Consider the following 15,014-nt stretch of genomic DNA (forward strand, 5'->3'; position numbering starts at 1 on the left):
GCCGGGGTGGGTGACCAGGACGGGGTCAGCGCTAGCTCACCTGGGTGCGTTCGAAGGTGGTGAAGGCGGACTCCAGGTGCCATTGGGCGGCTGCCTTCGGGCTGTCGGCCAGGAGACGGCCGCATGCGCCGGCGGGCCTGCCGGTGCCGGGGCGTTCGTTCGCGCAGGCCGAGGTGGGCTGGTAGCCGTCGCGCGTCGGATTGCCGCGCCACAGGCTGCGGCCGGGGAGGAAGGCGTATTCCAGCGAGGCCCGCGCCAGGTCTTTCAGTTCGGGGTAGCGCAGCCGGTAGGTGGTGGACGCGTACTGGTACTCGTGGCTGATGTCGGTGCGGGAGATGCCCGGGTCGTCGGTGGACAGGACGACGGGCACGCCGTAGGCCCGGTAGGTGTTGAACGGGTGGTCGTCACCCTTCACGCCGAGGATCTGCGCGTTGCTGGTGAGCGGCACCTCGACGGCCGTCTCCCGGCGGGCCATGGTGCGGGCCAGTTGCTGCCAGTTGTTCTCGTGGACGAGGTCGACGCCGTGGCCGATGCGTTCGGCCTTCGCCACGTTCACCGCCTCGCCGATGTGGAAGGACAGATCCTCCGGCTTGACCAACCCGGGCCACAGCTCCCCGGCGTGCAGGGTGATGTGGGCCTTCGGGTACTGCTTGCCCAGGTAGTTCAGCATCCGCATCTGGAGCCGGTAGTTGCGCAGTGCGCTCTGGCCGTCCTCGGGCTGGACGAGGTTGACGGCGACGAACCGGGGGTCGCGTTCGGCCAGCCGCAGGCCGAGTGCGATCTGGGTGAAGACACGCTCCGGTGAGCTGCCGCGGGAGACCTGTGAGATCCACCGGACGGGCAGCGTGCAGGCGCGGCGGGGGTGGGTGGTGTCGCAGCGTGCCTCGGTACGGAACTCGGCGTTGGTGCGGTCGGCCTCCTTGCGGGCCTGCGCCACCAGCCGGTCCAGCTTGCCCCCGGCTAGGAGCTTGCGGTGCATCCGGGCCGGGTCCGGGTCCCAGCCGACCTCCTCGGCGAGCTTCTTCGCACCGTCGGAGGCGGGGGTCGCCATCGTCTCCAGGTACGACTGGTTTTGCCGGGCCGCGTGCTCGGCGACCTCCGCGAGGAGCTTGCCCGGGTGGCGCCAGGTCACCTCGCCGAACTTGCCGAAGGCGGCGAAGAAGTGGTCGTGCCCGGACTCGCCCTGCGGGAAATCCTCCATGGACCAGGCCCGCACCAGCTCCTTGTGGAACGCCTTGTCGGTGCGCGCCTCGGCGGCCGGGCGGGCGCCGTCCTTGCACGGCGGCTGCACCGCGGTCATCGTCTTCTTCTCGATGCACAGCCCGTCCTGCGCGGCGAGTTCGATGAGGTACTCCGTGCTCACGGCGCCGGAGAGGTGGTTGTGCAGGTCGCCGCCCTTGGGCAGCTTCCGGAAGAAGTCCTGCAGTCGGCCGGGGTCATTGCGGGCGGATTCCAGATAGGCGGCGGTGCGTGCCTCGGCGGCCGTGGCGGGCGGCCGGACGGCGGGACCGGCGGCGGGACCGACCTTGTCGGACCGGGCCCCGTCGGGCTGGGCAGCGGCCGGCAGCGCGGACAGCGCGGACAGCAGACAGAGTACGGCGGCGCCTGTCGGGTACAGCACCCTACGGCGGCCGATACGGGATCGATGAGTCACCCCAGCATGATCAACGGATCGGGCGCTGCGTGAAGGCGGTCGCAGTTACATCACTCGATCGTGGGGTTTCCTCGGAGCGGCGGGAGTCGGCGGTCAACTGACCGTGTCACGGGCCCATAGCTGACCGCGTGGCCCACTACCAGCAGAGGTCACCCCGTCCAGTTGGGCTGTTGACCACCTCTCGGACGACTACGAAGCCCGGGCCGACTGGAGAATGTTCCAGCACACCTTGGTCCGGCTACCTGCAGTTCGCAGCCCGTGGCTGCGCACGATCCTCGAGAACCTTACGCAGGGCACCTCGGCCGACCTCTTCTAACACCCCGCCCAGAATGACTTCGCGATCTTGCGGCAGGTTGACGGCTCCCGGAACCGGGTGTCCAGGCCGACAACGGGGCCGGGCGGCTCAAACGTTCGCCTGCTGACAAGATGATGCGGTGAACATGGCACACCGTGAAAACGTCCCTGTCGTACGTCCCATCACCGACGCCGACATCTCCACCTCGGTCGACGTACTTGCCCGAGCCTTCGCCGACTACCCCTTCACCCGGCACATGATCGCCGCAGAAGGCCATGAGGAACGGGTCCGGCGTTTCCAGGAAATCTGTCTCACCCGAATCGGCATGGTGTACGGCCGCGTGTGGGTCGCCGACGAAGGGCGCGCTGTCGCCGTGTGGACCACTCCCGACGAGGATCCCTCGCCTGCTTTCGCCGAGGTCGGCCCGGTGCTCGGTGAGCTGGCCGGTGACCGGCAGGCCGCCTACGAATCCGCGGAGCAGGCTGTTGCCCCGTACCGGCCGCAGGAGCCGGCGTGGTTCCTCAATACGGTGGCCGTCTCTCCCGAAGCGCAGGGGAAGGGCCTTGGCAGCGCGGTGCTGGTTCCCGGCATCGAGGAGGCAAGGAACGCCGGGTACCCGGCGTTCCTGGAGACCTCCAGCGAGCGGAACGTGCGGTTCTACGAGCGACTCGGCTTCCGGGTCACGGCTGCTGTCACCCTCCCCGACGGCGGCCCCCACACATGGTGCATGCGCAAGAACCCGCGCTGAGTTCTGGAATCCCTGCTTGCGACGGGGCGCACTCGGGCGGGTTCCCTCTCCGGGAATCGCAGTGCGGGCGGCGGTCGCGATCCTGACGCGGACCGGGCCGGACCGGGCCGGACTGGGAACGGGTGAAGCAACTGCGTGATCACCAGGGGCTCTGTGGACTCCTGGAGATCACGCGGGGGCCCGCAGGCCAGCGCATAGACCCTGGCCGGTGGCGAGCCGAGTCCGGCCAGGTCATGGCCCGGCTCGCGGGACGCGTCGGCTGAGTTGAGCCGCGGGCGACCGCCCGCTCCTACCTGCTCGGACTGCTGTCGAACGTCGAACGGAAGAACTGCTGACAGTCCGCCGGACAGGCGGGCCATGCCCGGCCGCGACCCATGCAAGGTCTGCTGCGCGACGCCCGCTGGGACTGCCGATGCTGTCCGCGACGACCATAGAGGCAATACACCGGCGCTGCGGGACACATCGAGAACGCCTCGGCCCGCGTGTTCCTCGCACCGCCCCCGAAGTGGACCTGACGCTTTGAGGACAACTCCTGGACCCGAGGCGGCCTTCCAGGCGGGCCCCGTTCGTGGGAACCGTAGTCGTCCGCGGCGGCTGCACGCCCGGTGCTGCATCTGCTTCGCGGCAGCTCCAACGTCCGTGCGTTCGGGTCAGCGGCGGATGAGGCCGAGGTCGGTTGCCGTGGCAACGGCGGCGGTGCGTGAGTCGACGTCGAGCTTGGCGTAGATGCGGGCCAGGTGGGACTTGACGGTGCCTTCGGTCAGGTGGAGGCGGTCGCCGATGGCATGGTTGGACAGGCCGTCGGCGACCAGGGCGAGGACTTCGGTCTCGCGCCGGGTCAGGTGGGTGCCCGGGGTGCGTAGCCGGTTCATCAGCCGGTCGGCGACCGTGGGCGCCAGGGCGGTGCGTCCGGCGGCTGCGGTGCGTACGGCGGCGGCCAGGTCCTCGGGCGGGGCGTCCTTGAGGAGGTAGCCGGTGGCGCCGGCCTCGATGGCGGGCAGGGTGTCGGCGTCGGAGTCGTAGGTGGTGACGATCAGCACGTGCGGGGCTCCTGGCCGGGCAGTGATCCGGGCGGTGGCTTCGGCGCCGCCCATGCCCTTGCCGAACTGCAGGTCCATCAAGACGACGTCGATGTCGCCCTCTGCGGCGCGGGTGACGGCGTCCTCGGCAGTGGCGGCTTCAGCCATGACGACGAGGCCGGGCTCGCTTTCCAGCACGGCGCGCAGTCCGGCCCGTACGACGGGGTGGTCGTCGGCCAGGAGCAGGCGGATGGGGACTTCGTCGGTCACGGGCGGGCCTCGGGCTCGGTCTCGGCTGGCGGGGTGAGGGGCAGCTGGGCGGCCAGAGCGGTGCCGTGGCTGGGGGCGGATTCGACGGTGAGGGTGCCTTGGAGGGCTTGGGCGCGGGTGCGCATGGCGACCAGCCCGAACCCGCCGGCCTCGGGGTCGGGGGCGGGCAGGCGGGCAGGGTCGAAGCCGCATCCGTCGTCGACGACGTCGAGGGTAACGCGGTCGCCGAGGTAGCTGAGGGTGACGTCGGCGGTGGTGGCCTCGGCGTGGCGGACGGTGTTGGCCAGGGCGGACTGGGCGACGCGCAGCAGCGCGACCTCGTGCGCGGTTGCCAGCGGGGTGGGCTCACCGGTGAGGTGGAAGCGTGTGGTGAGCCGGTGCCGGGCGGAGGTCGTGGTGCACAGACGTTCCAGGGCGTCGGCCAGGGTGGTGCCTTCCAGCGCGGGTGGGGTGAGGGCGGCGACGAAGCGACGGGCCTCGGCGAGGTTGTCGACGGCCGCCTGCCGTGCCTGCTCGACGTAGTGGGCGGCGTTCTGCGGTGTGTGGGGCAGAGCTCGTTCGGTGGCGCGCAGCAGCAGTTGGATGCTGGAGAGGCCTTGGGCGAGGGTGTCGTGGATCTCGCGGGCCAGGCGGTCGCGTTCGGCCAGCACACCGGCGGTGTGCTGGGCTGCGGCCAGGTCGGCGCGGGTGGTGGTGAGCTCCTCGATCAGTTGGCGGCGGTGTTCGCTCTCCCGGTACAGAGCCTGATACCCCCGCACCACCGCGACCGCCACGGCGGCGCCGAGCGCGGGACCGATGGCCATGGCGGGGCTGAAGGAGTGCTGGTGGGCGGCGAAGCCCGCGATGGCCGCGGCGGCGGTGGCGGCCACGGCGGCCAGGCCGGCGCGGCGGGGCAGCAGGTGCAGCTGGAGGAAGTACAGCGGGAAGGCCACCCACACGGCGTCGGGGGACAGGGCCAGCAACAGCAGCCAGCAACCGCCCACCGCGGCCAGCCATAGCCCGGCGGCCCGTCGCGAGCCGCGTACGCCCGGCAGCACGGGCCCGGCCGCGTACACCAGGCCGCACGCCGCTGCCGTGGCAATGATCAATCCGACGTGGAGCCGGTCGCCGGTCACGGCCCGGCCGGCAGCCAGGGCGAGCAGGCCGATGACCATCAGGTGCAGGCACCAGGTCAGGGCCCGGGCGGTCGGGGTCAGGGCGGGGGCGACGGTGTTCATAGTGCGTCCCAGGTTACGGAGGCCGACGTCGCGGGGGCCTCCATCGAAAGTCAGAACCCGTGTGATGTCTTTTGGTCCGCGAAGTGCCGTCCTGCGCCAGACGCGCACACAGGGGGTGGGCCGCGACGGTGGAGGCGTACCGCTTCCCCGCGGAAAGGACAGATCACGGCCGTGTTCGTCGCCTGGAGAGACCTGAAGTTCGCCAAGGGGCGCTTCGCCCTGATGGGGACCGTCATCGTGCTGATCACCCTGCTGGTCGGGCTGCTGTCCGGGCTGACTGCCGGACTGGGTCAGCAGAACATCTCCGCGATCACGGGACTGCCCGCCGACAAGATCGCCTTCCAGGCCCCCAGCGGCGGGCAGGACCTGTCGTACTCCAACTCCACCGTCGCGCAAGCGCAGTGGCAGCAGTGGTCCAAGGCGTCCGGCGTCGAAAGCGCCGAACCACTGGGGATCACCACGACCAAGGCCACCGCTAGGGGTAAGAACACCGCCGTCTCGGCCTTCGGCATCGAGCTCGGCTCCCGCCTCGCCCCCGACAGCGACAAGATCAGTGACAGAGCGGTGGTGCTGTCCACCGCAGCCGCCGACGACCTCGGCGTGCAGGTCGGCGACTCCCTCACCCTGGCAGGCCGGCAACTGGAGGTGGCTGCCGTCAAGGGCGACGCCTACTTCAGTCACACCCCCGTCGTGTGGACCAGCCTGGGCATCTGGCAGGAAACAGCGCCGGCCACCGGCAGCAGCCAGGGCCCGAGGGCCTCCGTGATCGCCCTGAGCACCACCCCCGAAGCCGATACGCAGGCCATCGACCAGCAGGTCGGCACCAGGACGGTCTCCACCGAGGACTCGCTGTCCGCGATCGGCTCCTATACGTCCGAAAACGGCTCCCTGCAGCTGATGCGCGGCTTCCTGTTCGCCATCTCCGCCCTCGTCATCGGCGCCTTCTTCACCGTCTGGACCATCCAGCGCAGCGGCGACGTCGCCGTCCTGAAGGCATTGGGCGCCTCCACCGCCAGCCTGCTCAAGGACGCCCTCGGCCAGGCCGTCGCCCTCCTCGCCGGCGGCACCCTGCTCGGCATCGGCATCGCCGCCGCCCTCGGCGCACTCGTATCCGGCTCCGCCGTGCCGTTCCTCCTCACACCCGCCACCGTCCTGATCCCGGCCGCCGTGATGATCCTCCTCGGCGCTCTCGGAGCCGCCCTGTCCATCCGACGCATCACCTCCGTCGACCCGCTGACCGCCTTGGGGAGCACACGATGAGCCTGTACCTGACCGACATCACCCTCACCTTCCCCGACGGCGACACCCGCCTGACCGCTCTCGACCACGTCACACTCGATGTGCCCCAGGGCAGCCTGACCGCCGTGGTCGGTCCCTCCGGCTCCGGCAAGTCCAGCCTCCTGGCCGTCGCCGCCACCCTCATCACCCCCGACGCCGGCACCGTCACCATCGACGGCACCTCCACCGTTGGCCTCACCCGCGGACAACTCACCGAACTGCGCCGCCACAAAATCGGCATCGTCTTCCAGCAGCCCAACCTGCTGCCCTCACTCACCGCCGCCGAACAACTCCAGGTCATGGCCCAGATCGACGGCCGCAAACCCCGTACCGCCCGAAACCGGGCCATGGAACTCCTCGACGCCGTCGGCCTGACCGACCAGGCCGACCGCCGCCCCCACCAGCTCTCCGGCGGCCAGCGCCAGCGGGTCAACATCGCCCGCGCCCTGATGAACAACCCCACCGTCCTCCTGGTCGACGAACCCACCAGCGCCCTCGACCACGAACGCGGCGTCGCCGTCATCGATCTCATCACCCGCCTCACCCACCAGCAGGCCACCGCCACCGTCATGGTCACCCACGACCGCACCCACCTCACCACCGTCGACCAGATCGCCGAAATCCACGACGGCCGCCTGCGCCTCCCGGCCATCACTCGCCAGTGCTCTGACCGCACAGGTTCGCCGGGTTGGCGCTTGGAGCAGTTGGAGGGGCAGCAGACAGCTGTGCCGACTGCTGGAGGTGTTGATGGCTGAGCCCTGTGCGCGATACGCAGACAGGCCGATGCGGCAACGATCCACGGCGCGGGGCGCAACGGATGGAGAGCGCTGATTGGCGCGGCGGGCTACCGCCGCCACGGGGTGCTGGGGTCTGCATGACCGGCCCAGCACCCCACGTCACCAACCCACCCGGACACCAGGCGAGACCGTGGCCCGCATCGAGTCCATGCGCCGTGAACACAAGTTGTCCGCAGCCCGTGTCACGGCGAAGTTCAAGGCGCGCTACGCGACGCTCGGCTTCAGCGCCCAGGCGAAGCTGGACGAGGGGACGAGGGGACGATGTGGGCCGCCGGTGTCGCGCTGACCGAGGGGACGGCCGAGGAAGAGGCGCGGATCGCCGCGCTCGTGAAGCAGGTGGTCGGCTGAGGTGCCCGCACGCCCGGTGAACGCCCGGTCGCGTTGTCGGCGGAGCCGGAACGGCCCCGGCGCCCCACTCTCACCGCACCGGCCGCCAACGGGGTCGTCGTCGCCCGGAAGCCGTGACCGCGCGGGGCGCAGCCGGTGGTTCGGTGATCCCCCTACAGGTGAGGGGCGTGGCTGGCTCCCGCGGGTGGTCCGGGTGTCGGTCGTTCGAGCGGCCCGGGCTCCGGTGTTCCGGTGCGATGTCGGCCGGCCTACGCCTTTGCTCCGACCTCCGCCGCAGTTGCTCCTATGGGGAACCCTCGCCTCCGGGAACCTCGTAGATCAGGCGCTGGAGGGTGAGGAGCGGCCGGCTCTCACAACCCGGGACATTCGATGACAGACTCACAGCGATCGACCAGGCCGCGCCAACCGGACTGGGATGAGCGCACTGTTCCCAGGCGTCGGCGGCGGCTGCGACGGTGGCCCCGATCGAGGGTCCGAGAGGCTGGTGTGGGTACAGCCCGACGGGCCACCAACTGCGCACGGTTCCGACGAGTTGGTGGCCGTGGGCGAGCTGAATGGTCACAGGGGGGCCTTCCGCTGTACCGAACAGGTCACCGATCGCCGCCGTGAGCGCCCTGCCGAGGTCTGCGCCTGTGAGGGGCAAAGCCTGTGTTACCACCAGCGACGGCGTGGCGACCTCAGGTGCAGTGACCGTCGCCGTGCGCATCACGAAAGCGGAGTCCGTCGCCGTGCCGTCGGTCAGTTGCTCGTTGCGACGAACGACCACACTCGCTCTGCCATTCTGCGTCGTGGCGACATTGAGGTGTGGCCAACGGATGCGAAGGGTCGGAGGACCGTCACGGGGGACCGGGTCCTCCGACAGGTAGCGGCGTTCTCCGTTGGCACATCCCTGCCCGGCCTGGTCAAGAGGGCGGAAAGTGCCGTCTGCGGTGCGCCAGGCGACCTCGGGCCAGGTGCCGTTGGGAGACGGCCGGGTCTGGCCGTCGAGCACAAGAGTTACGGCATCGAGCAGCGGAGCGTTGTGAGCGTCCCGGTCCACCCAGCTCACCCTGACCCGGAAGCGGTATGTCTCGCCGCTCATCAGCTCATCCGCAAGCCTTGGCGAGCGGGGTGACCAATGTTCTTTCGACCGGAGTCGGCCAGATCGCATGTGCCCAGAGATCCACTCCCGAAGGCGCGGGCTCCGCATCGCCGTGTGCAGACGGTCGGGCACACGGTCGCAGCTCGGGGAATCGGGATCGGGTGCGGGTTCGGGGAGCCTGGGGTGGGCAAGACGGCGGCGGTGCAGCACAGTCCCTGCATCTGCTGCCCTCCGTGCGTGATTCTGTCCCCTGGGGTGGTTTCGATCGTTTCTCGCTTCACGGCCTTTGATCGCACCTGCTGATGCGGCCGATCGTGTCAGCGGCTCGCGACAGGGCTGTCACAGGGCTTCCAAGATTGCTTGCCTTTGCTCCCAGGGGAAGGGCAACAGTGCTTCCGTGGATCACAGGAGTGTGCTCGTTGGCCGGACGGGGCGAAAGGGGGCGTGTGACCGCGACCTGCGTAATTCTCGATATCGGCGGCGTACTGGAGATCACGCCGGAGACGGGGTGGATGCGACGGTGGGAAGAGGGGCTGGGGCTGCCGCTGGGCAGCGTGTATGAGCGGATGCGCGACGTGTGGCGTGCTGGGAGTGTCGGGAGCATCAGCGAACGGGAGGTGTATGAACAGGTAGCGGTCCGCCTGGGTCTAGAAGCGTCCCAGGCTGACGCCTTCATGGCTGATCTCTGGACGGAGTATCTGGGGACGCCGAACGAGGAGCTCATCGCCTATGTGCGGGGGCTGCAGGGAAGATGCAGGCTGGGCATCCTGAGCAACAGCTTCGTCGGGGCCAGGGAGCGGGAGGCGGCGCTGTACCACTTCGACGAGTTGGTGGAGCAGATCGTCTACTCGCACGAACTCGGCATCGAGAAGCCTGATCTGCGTGCTTTCGAAGCTGCTTGCGCCAGCTTGGAGGTGCGGCCGGAGCGCTGTCTCTTCGTGGACGATGTCGCAGCCAATGTTGAGGCCGCCCAGGCGGCGGGCATGCAGGCGCATCTGTTCGAGGACACTGCCGGGACGATCAGGCGCATCGCAGCTCATCTGGACGCTGGGCCCTTGACTCCAGCCCGCGACCTGCTCGGATGACGCGGTCCGGGCCGGTCGCTCCCGGCGAGGCCGAGCTATTGCTTCACCCGGTCGACGATCCCCAGTCCACCACGTGCGACAGCTGGATGTACTTCTTCTTCCCGGAAGCCGAGGTCCGCTCGTTGGGGAAGCCCAGGAATTCATACGAGGCCGGGTCGAAGATCAGGTACTTGCCTTCGTAGGATCCGCGCTCGGTGCAGGCGATCCCCACCCCGGTCCGCCCGGCGGAGTCCTTCACTCCCGGGATCGTCTTGACGCCGGGCACAAGGTCCGTGGCGATCAGGACTCCCGTCCCCGTAACCGCCGTGGCGACCACCGCGGCGGCCGCGAGGCGCAGTGCATGGCGGCGACTGGTGCCGGTGCCGGTGCGCTGGTCCGCGTAGGCCATCGCGTTGAGCAGCTGGTGCCGGGCCCGGTCCCGGGCCGGACCGCTGAGCGGGGCCGCGTCCGCGTCCCACTCCCTCAAGAGTTCGAGTGCGTCATTCATGGTCGGATACCTCTCGCAGCGCCGTCGGATCGGATCCGCCCACTGCTTCGCGCAGCTTGCTGCGAGCCCGGTGCAGCCGTGATCTGACCGTGCCCACGGGGATACCGAGGGCCTGGGCCGCCTCCTCGTAGCCGAGACCACCCCAGGCCACCACCAGCAGCACGTCCCGGTGCCGGGGGGCAGTGCGGCCAGCGCCGCCGCCAGCTCGCGGCGTACGGCACGCGCCACCACCCGGTCCGCGGCCCGGTCGGCCAGTGGCTCGTCGCCCTCGGTCCGCCGGGCCGCATCCGCGCCACCAGCGTGGCGAAGCCGCGCACGATGCCGCCGGCCCGGCCCAGTCGCGGTCGACGTCCTTCTCCAGACTGTCGAGGCGTTTCTCCGGGCCGTCGAGGCACTCTTCCAGGTCGGGGTCCTCGATCTCCCGGGCCGGCCAGCCATCGGCCGGGCCGTCGACATCGCGCCGTGCCTCAGCGGCAGGGGAATGCCCAGGTGAGCAGCTTGGTTCCAGCCCCTTTCGATACTGGAGCGTCGAAAAGGGCTCGCCACGGGGTGCGGTCGATGAGTTTGGGCGGCGGCAGGAGTCCCTGATGGAGAACACCGATCTCTGGAGGCCGCCCCATGGCTGAACCACACGTGCTGGAAACCCGGAAAGCGCTGGAAAGGGCGATACACGTCGAGCGGTCCGCGCTCGCTCAAGACCTCACCGGGCTCAGCGAGGCCGAGTGGGCGAAAGCATCACTGTGTGAACGCTGGACCGTGGAGGAGGTCGTAGCCCATCTGACCGCAGGTGCCAGTACGAGGATGTGGCGCTGGTTGCTGAGCATGCTGGCCGCGCGCTTCAACCCCGATCTGCACAACGACCGACGACTCGCAGAGCACCGTGGTGCTACACCCGAAGAGACCCTGCGGCGATTCCGCGAAGTTGTCGCCGGGCCCGCCGGACCGACAGGACATACTGCGGCCTGGCTGGGCGAAATAGTCGTCCACGGCGAGGACATCCGCCGGCCACTGGGTCTTGCGCGGACGCCGCCGGTAGCCACGACGACCGCCGCGGCCCGGTTCTTCGCCGGTCGCGATTTCACCGTCGCGAGCAAGACTGCGATTGCGGGCTTGCGGGTCGAGGCCACAGACGGGCCGTTCACCGGCGGCTCGGGGGATCTGCTCCGGGGGTCGACCCTCTCGCTGGTGATGGCGATGGCGGGCCGCGCAGCGGCCTGCGAGGACCTTGAGGGGGACGGTGCGGCAGTCCTGCGCGCCCGACTGCGCTCAGGTTGAAGAACAAGTTGCGAAGCCGTTTCCGGACCTGAGTGGCTTCTGCCGACTGCTGTCAGACGCCGGATCAGTCGAACAGACAGCCCAGAAGAAGCGGGATCCGGCGACATCGTGCCGGTTGCCGCCGGCAAGCGTCCTGGTGAGCGGAATTCTGTGGCGGGCGACGATCAGATGGTGCTTGGAGCCGGGGCTGACGCGGACCCGGGACACCGCCACGGCGCGTGCCGAGACCGACGAGGGCGGCAGGATCCTCTACCGCGACGAGGATCAGGCAGTGGCCGAGCGCGTCCACGAGATCGCGGGCGAGCGGGGTCTGTCCCCGGCCCAGTCGCCCTGGAGCCCTACCAGCCGCACGAGACCGCCTACCTGGAGGAGTCCTTCGACAAGCCGCACACTGGCGGGCTCCCGGTGGTCCAGGCTACCGCCGGGCCTTCGACCAGTCCTCGGCCTCGGCCTTCTCAACGTCCTGCGTGCGCACCGTGCGGCGGCAGGTCGAGCAGGGGCAGCCACACCGTGTCCACGATCTCGACGATCGTCTCGTCCGCCACCGGGCCCATGCGCATCAGCATGTCGTGGCGCACGAGGTCGAAGGGCAGGTTCACCATGCGTTCGGTTCGCGGCACCTGCGCAAGTTCGCCGCGCTCGACGGCGCGGTCCACGAGCCGCTTGAAGGGAGACGTCTGGTCTGCGGTGAGGAGGCGGCTGCGTAGGTCGCTGAAGTTGGTGCCGGTTGCGCGGAAGTAGTCCGCCAGGTGGATCTGCATGAGTATCAGTGCTTGGGCGCGCTCGGCGTTGACCGTGCGCAGGAGAGTAAGGGCGTCCTGGCGCAGGTTCCCGGTGTCAGGGGTGTCGAGTGGACGCCAGTGCCGGGCGAGTGTGGTGATGAGGAGGTCCTCGCGCTGGGGCCAGCGCCGGTAGAGCACCGGCTTGCTGGTGCCGGCACGCGCTGCGATGGCCTCGAAGGTGAAGCCGTTGTAGCCCTGCTCGACCAGGACCTCCCAGGCGGCGTCGGTGATCGCCTTCTCCAGGGCGGCGCCCCTGCGTCGGGTGGGAGTGCTCTCCGTACGCCGCTCACTCACCGCTGCCCCCAGTATCCATTGCGCCCACACATCCATTCTCGCGGCGTCCCGCCGGACGATTAGATTCGCTTGCGTATCTTAACGTGAGCCCCTATCCTCCTGGCTTATAAGACACTTCTCCGTATCTTACAGTTCACCCGCCGGTTCCGTCCCAGCTGAGCCGCAGCCCCCTCACCGCCAATCGCCGCCAGGGAAGCTCGCATGTCCATGATGAATGCCGCGCTCGTAGAGTCCTACGATGAGCCGCCGCACTTCCGCTCCATCCCCGCCCCCGATGCCGCCCCCGGCCAAGAGGTGGTGGAAGTCCTCGCCGTCGGCGTGCACCCCGCCACCCGCGGCATCGCCGCCGGCAAGCACTACACGAGTCCCAGGACACTGCCCGCGCTGGCCGGTGCCGACGCCGTCGTCCGCCGGGCGGACGGCAGCCTCGGATACGTCATGGTGATGGGCGCCGGCTCCTTGGCCGAACGCATCGTCATCGATCCGGCCGCCGCCATCCCGGTCCCGGCCGGAGCCGCTCCCGCACCGCTGGCCGCGACCATGAACCCCGCCATGTCCTCATGGTTGGTGCTGCGCACCCGTGTGCCCTTCCAGGCCGGGCAGTCGGTCCTGGTGCACGGCGCGACCGGCAACGCCGGATCGATGGCTGTCAAGGTGGCCAAGCACCTCGGTGCCGGGCGGGTGATCGCCGCCGGCCGCAACCGCACCCGCCTCGACGAACTCCGTGCCGAAGGCGCGGACGATACTGTCCAGCTCGCCCCCGACCAGGACGCCACCGCGGCCTCGCTCGCCGCGGCCGCCGCAGAGGTCGACGTGGTCCTCGACTACATCTGGGGCCCACCCACCGAACTCGCCATGCGTGCCGTCCTCGGGGCACGCACCCAGCACACCCGCTTGCTCGACTGGGTGCAGATCGGCGGCGTGGGCGGAGACTCGATCACCCTGTCCGGGCACACCCTGCGCTCCAACGCGTTCCGCATCCTGGGCAGCGGCTTCGGCTCGGTGGAGATGCAGATCATGCAGCGGGAGCTCACCGAACTCGTCGCGGCGATCGCCGCAGGCGGCATGACCGTGCACCCGCACCCGTTCCCGCTCGACCAGGTCGAGGCGGCCTGGGCCCACCAGGACGCACCGGGCGAGCGCACCGTCATCCTCCTGTGACCACGCCGCCGGTACCCGCCCCAAGGCCCGGGTACCGCCGGAGTGTCCCACTGCCGGACGGCCAAGCCGTCGAGGCAGTCGGGTACGTCCGGCGCGGACGTCCGTTCCTTGAACGGTTGATCTGCGGTGGCCGGTTGGCCAGATGCGTCGATGTCGGGGAAGAGGGTGGGGGTCAGCTCCGCGGTCACATGGAGATCCTCTGCCCCGAGGAAGGCGGGACGCGGCTCATCCGGCCCGCTCCGGTGGGGGAGAGCGCCTTGGCCCCGCCGGGGAGCTGAGCAGCGGAACCCGCTCCGGACCGGCTCTCTCCGCCCGGGCGAGGCGGCGGCCGGAGGAACTCCAGGCGTTCGGCCGTTTCGGTGCCGGGTCGCGGCCGGTAGAGGAAGAGCCGCTTGCTGGTGCCCGGGCTGAGGACGATGTCGCAGTGCAGATCCAGCCGGCCGGCCTGGGAATGCAGGACGGACTTGCGGGTCGACCTGACGGTGGCGACCTCGCCGAGCTCCCAGAGCGCAGCGAACTCCGTGCTCTTCTCGCGGAGTTCGTCGACAAGGGCCTGCCCAGCCGGGTGGTGGCCGTGACGGAAGACGGACGCACGCAGGTCGGCGACGATGGTGCGCCCGATCGCCTCGTGCTCCTCCTCGGCGTAGATACCGCGATGCTCGGGCCGCACGAACCAGAGCCAGGCGCCGTTGGCCTCGTGGCCGGGGCGGTCGACCAGCGGGCCGAGCAGAGCGACGGCCATCGGATTCTGGATGACGACCGTGCCGAGGTCATCGACGATCTGGGCCGGATCGTCCTTGAGGGAGTCGAGGATGTGCGTCAGGCCGGGATCGGCGTAACCGTCGTGGGGCAGGCCCGGGGGCGGCTGATACCCGGCAACCGCGTAGAGATGATCGCGTGCGTCGGTCGACAGGCGCAGCGCCCTGGCGAGCGCGGCGAGCAGGGTTTCCGACGGATTGACGCCGCGGGCCTGCTCGAGCCGCTCATAGTAGTCGGTGGATATGTTCGCGAGCACCGCCACCTCTTCGCGGCGCAGACCGGGCGTACGTCGGCGACCACCTGGCATCAGCCCGACGTCGGCCGGCCGCAGGGCCGCACGGCGAGCCCGCAGAAAGCGGCCGAGTTCAGTTCGGTCGGTCATCGCGGTGTGCTCCGGGGTGCAGGTCGGGACGAGGCGTTTGCCAAGGGCTCGGACGCCGATCCGGACGGTACGGCTCGGTCCT

13 protein-coding genes and 3 pseudogenes are annotated in these 15,014 nt (G+C 69.8%); 7 read left to right on the plus strand and 9 right to left on the minus strand.

Annotated features, from left to right (window positions below; genetic code table 11):
* Positions 1 to 31: 31 nt before the first annotated feature.
* The gene (locus KBY19_RS23015) at positions 32 to 1,621 is read right to left on the minus strand and encodes an adenosine deaminase (RefSeq protein WP_210966622.1); all 1,590 of its coding nucleotides are present in this window, start codon (positions 1,619 to 1,621) and stop codon (positions 32 to 34) included.
* 473 nt (positions 1,622 to 2,094) lie between these two features.
* Between KBY19_RS23015 and KBY19_RS23020 the strand changes: the two genes are divergently transcribed.
* Positions 2,095 to 2,697 carry a GNAT family N-acetyltransferase gene (locus KBY19_RS23020; RefSeq protein ID WP_210966592.1) on the plus strand — a complete coding sequence of 201 codons (603 nt, stop codon included), beginning with the start codon at positions 2,095 to 2,097 and terminating at the stop codon, positions 2,695 to 2,697.
* Positions 2,698 to 3,347: 650 nt separating this feature from the next.
* On the opposite strand, the gene KBY19_RS23025 is transcribed toward KBY19_RS23020, so the two are convergent.
* Together KBY19_RS23025 and KBY19_RS23030 are read right to left on the minus strand one after the other, a co-directional pair.
* Complete coding sequence (locus KBY19_RS23025) at positions 3,348 to 3,986, minus strand: response regulator transcription factor (protein ID WP_185015895.1); 639 nt, start codon at positions 3,984 to 3,986, stop codon at positions 3,348 to 3,350.
* Positions 3,983 to 5,203 (minus strand): sensor histidine kinase, encoded by a 1,221-nt coding sequence (locus KBY19_RS23030; protein WP_210966593.1) that lies wholly within the window; start codon positions 5,201 to 5,203, stop codon positions 3,983 to 3,985. Before KBY19_RS23030 ends, KBY19_RS23025 begins: the two co-directional genes overlap by 4 nt.
* 171 nt (positions 5,204 to 5,374) lie before the next feature.
* On the opposite strand from KBY19_RS23030, the gene KBY19_RS23035 reads away from it, so the two are divergent.
* The 3 genes and pseudogenes from KBY19_RS23035 to KBY19_RS36755 form a co-directional block, all read left to right on the plus strand.
* Complete coding sequence (locus KBY19_RS23035; protein WP_210966594.1) at positions 5,375 to 6,463, plus strand: ABC transporter permease; 1,089 nt, start codon at positions 5,375 to 5,377, stop codon at positions 6,461 to 6,463.
* Positions 6,460 to 7,236, plus strand: coding sequence for an ABC transporter ATP-binding protein (locus KBY19_RS23040; protein WP_185015892.1), 777 nt, complete (start codon positions 6,460 to 6,462; stop codon positions 7,234 to 7,236). The genes KBY19_RS23035 and KBY19_RS23040 overlap by 4 nt, the downstream gene beginning before the upstream one ends.
* Positions 7,237 to 7,320: 84 nt before the next feature.
* Positions 7,321 to 7,462: pseudogene (locus tag KBY19_RS36755) on the plus strand (IS481 family transposase); the annotation flags it as partial.
* Positions 7,463 to 7,909: 447 nt separating this feature from the next.
* On the opposite strand, the gene KBY19_RS23050 reads toward KBY19_RS36755, so the two are convergent.
* Entirely contained in the window at positions 7,910 to 8,707 is a 798-nt protein-coding gene (locus tag KBY19_RS23050; RefSeq protein ID WP_210966595.1) for a hypothetical protein, read from the minus strand.
* 446 nt (positions 8,708 to 9,153) lie between these two features.
* On the opposite strand from KBY19_RS23050, the gene KBY19_RS23055 reads away from it, so the two are divergent.
* A complete protein-coding gene (locus tag KBY19_RS23055) occupies positions 9,154 to 9,792 on the plus strand; it encodes an HAD-IA family hydrolase (RefSeq protein WP_210966596.1) in 639 nt (212 codons plus the stop codon).
* A gap of 43 nt (positions 9,793 to 9,835) precedes the next feature.
* On the opposite strand, the gene KBY19_RS23060 is transcribed toward KBY19_RS23055, so the two are convergent.
* Together KBY19_RS23060 and KBY19_RS23065 are read right to left on the minus strand one after the other, a co-directional pair.
* The gene (locus KBY19_RS23060; RefSeq protein WP_210966597.1) at positions 9,836 to 10,279 is read right to left on the minus strand and encodes a hypothetical protein; all 444 of its coding nucleotides are present in this window, start codon (positions 10,277 to 10,279) and stop codon (positions 9,836 to 9,838) included.
* Positions 10,272 to 10,549, minus strand: a pseudogene (locus KBY19_RS23065) (RNA polymerase sigma factor); the annotation flags it as partial. The pseudogene KBY19_RS23065 and the gene KBY19_RS23060, both read right to left, overlap by 8 nt.
* A 348-nt stretch (positions 10,550 to 10,897) precedes the next feature.
* On the opposite strand from KBY19_RS23065, the gene KBY19_RS23070 reads away from it, so the two are divergent.
* Positions 10,898 to 11,554: a maleylpyruvate isomerase family mycothiol-dependent enzyme gene (locus KBY19_RS23070; protein ID WP_185015888.1), complete on the plus strand. Its 657-nt coding sequence runs from the start codon at positions 10,898 to 10,900 to the stop codon at positions 11,552 to 11,554.
* Positions 11,555 to 11,656: 102 nt separating this feature from the next.
* On the opposite strand, the pseudogene KBY19_RS23075 reads toward KBY19_RS23070, so the two are convergent.
* Together KBY19_RS23075 and KBY19_RS23080 are read right to left on the minus strand one after the other, a co-directional pair.
* Positions 11,657 to 11,740, minus strand: a pseudogene (locus KBY19_RS23075) (IS5/IS1182 family transposase); the annotation flags it as partial.
* A 269-nt stretch (positions 11,741 to 12,009) separates the two neighbouring features.
* Positions 12,010 to 12,630 (minus strand): TetR/AcrR family transcriptional regulator, encoded by a 621-nt coding sequence (locus KBY19_RS23080; protein WP_307843590.1) that lies wholly within the window; start codon positions 12,628 to 12,630, stop codon positions 12,010 to 12,012.
* A gap of 201 nt (positions 12,631 to 12,831) precedes the next feature.
* Here KBY19_RS23080 and KBY19_RS23085 point away from each other — a divergent pair, with 201 nt between their 5' ends.
* Complete coding sequence (locus KBY19_RS23085; RefSeq protein ID WP_210966598.1) at positions 12,832 to 13,791, plus strand: zinc-binding alcohol dehydrogenase family protein; 960 nt, start codon at positions 12,832 to 12,834, stop codon at positions 13,789 to 13,791.
* A gap of 184 nt (positions 13,792 to 13,975) precedes the next feature.
* Here KBY19_RS23085 and KBY19_RS23090 read toward each other — a convergent pair whose 3' ends face one another.
* The gene (locus KBY19_RS23090; protein ID WP_210966599.1) at positions 13,976 to 14,932 is read right to left on the minus strand and encodes a helix-turn-helix transcriptional regulator; all 957 of its coding nucleotides are present in this window, start codon (positions 14,930 to 14,932) and stop codon (positions 13,976 to 13,978) included.
* Positions 14,933 to 15,014 lie beyond the last annotated feature (82 nt).

Source organism: Streptomyces sp. B15, from assembly GCF_018070605.1.
GTDB classification, from domain to species: Bacteria; Actinomycetota; Actinomycetes; order Streptomycetales; family Streptomycetaceae; genus Streptomyces; species Streptomyces smyrnaeus.

Bases quoted from the DNA above. Each gene is read 5' to 3' on its own strand.
- KBY19_RS23060 (WP_210966597.1), bottom strand. From the start codon at position 10,279: ATGAATGACGCACTCGAACTCTTGAGGGAGTGGGACGCGGACGCGGCC.
- KBY19_RS23070 (WP_185015888.1), top strand. From the start codon at position 10,898: ATGGCTGAACCACACGTGCTGGAAACCCGGAAAGCGCTGGAAAGGGCG.
- KBY19_RS23020 (WP_210966592.1), top strand. From the start codon at position 2,095: ATGGCACACCGTGAAAACGTCCCTGTCGTACGTCCCATCACCGACGCC.
- KBY19_RS23050 (WP_210966595.1), bottom strand. From the start codon at position 8,707: ATGAGCGGCGAGACATACCGCTTCCGGGTCAGGGTGAGCTGGGTGGAC.
- KBY19_RS23090 (WP_210966599.1), bottom strand. From the start codon at position 14,932: ATGACCGACCGAACTGAACTCGGCCGCTTTCTGCGGGCTCGCCGTGCG.
- KBY19_RS23030 (WP_210966593.1), bottom strand. From the start codon at position 5,203: ATGAACACCGTCGCCCCCGCCCTGACCCCGACCGCCCGGGCCCTGACC.
- KBY19_RS23085 (WP_210966598.1), top strand. From the start codon at position 12,832: ATGTCCATGATGAATGCCGCGCTCGTAGAGTCCTACGATGAGCCGCCG.
- KBY19_RS23040 (WP_185015892.1), top strand. From the start codon at position 6,460: ATGAGCCTGTACCTGACCGACATCACCCTCACCTTCCCCGACGGCGAC.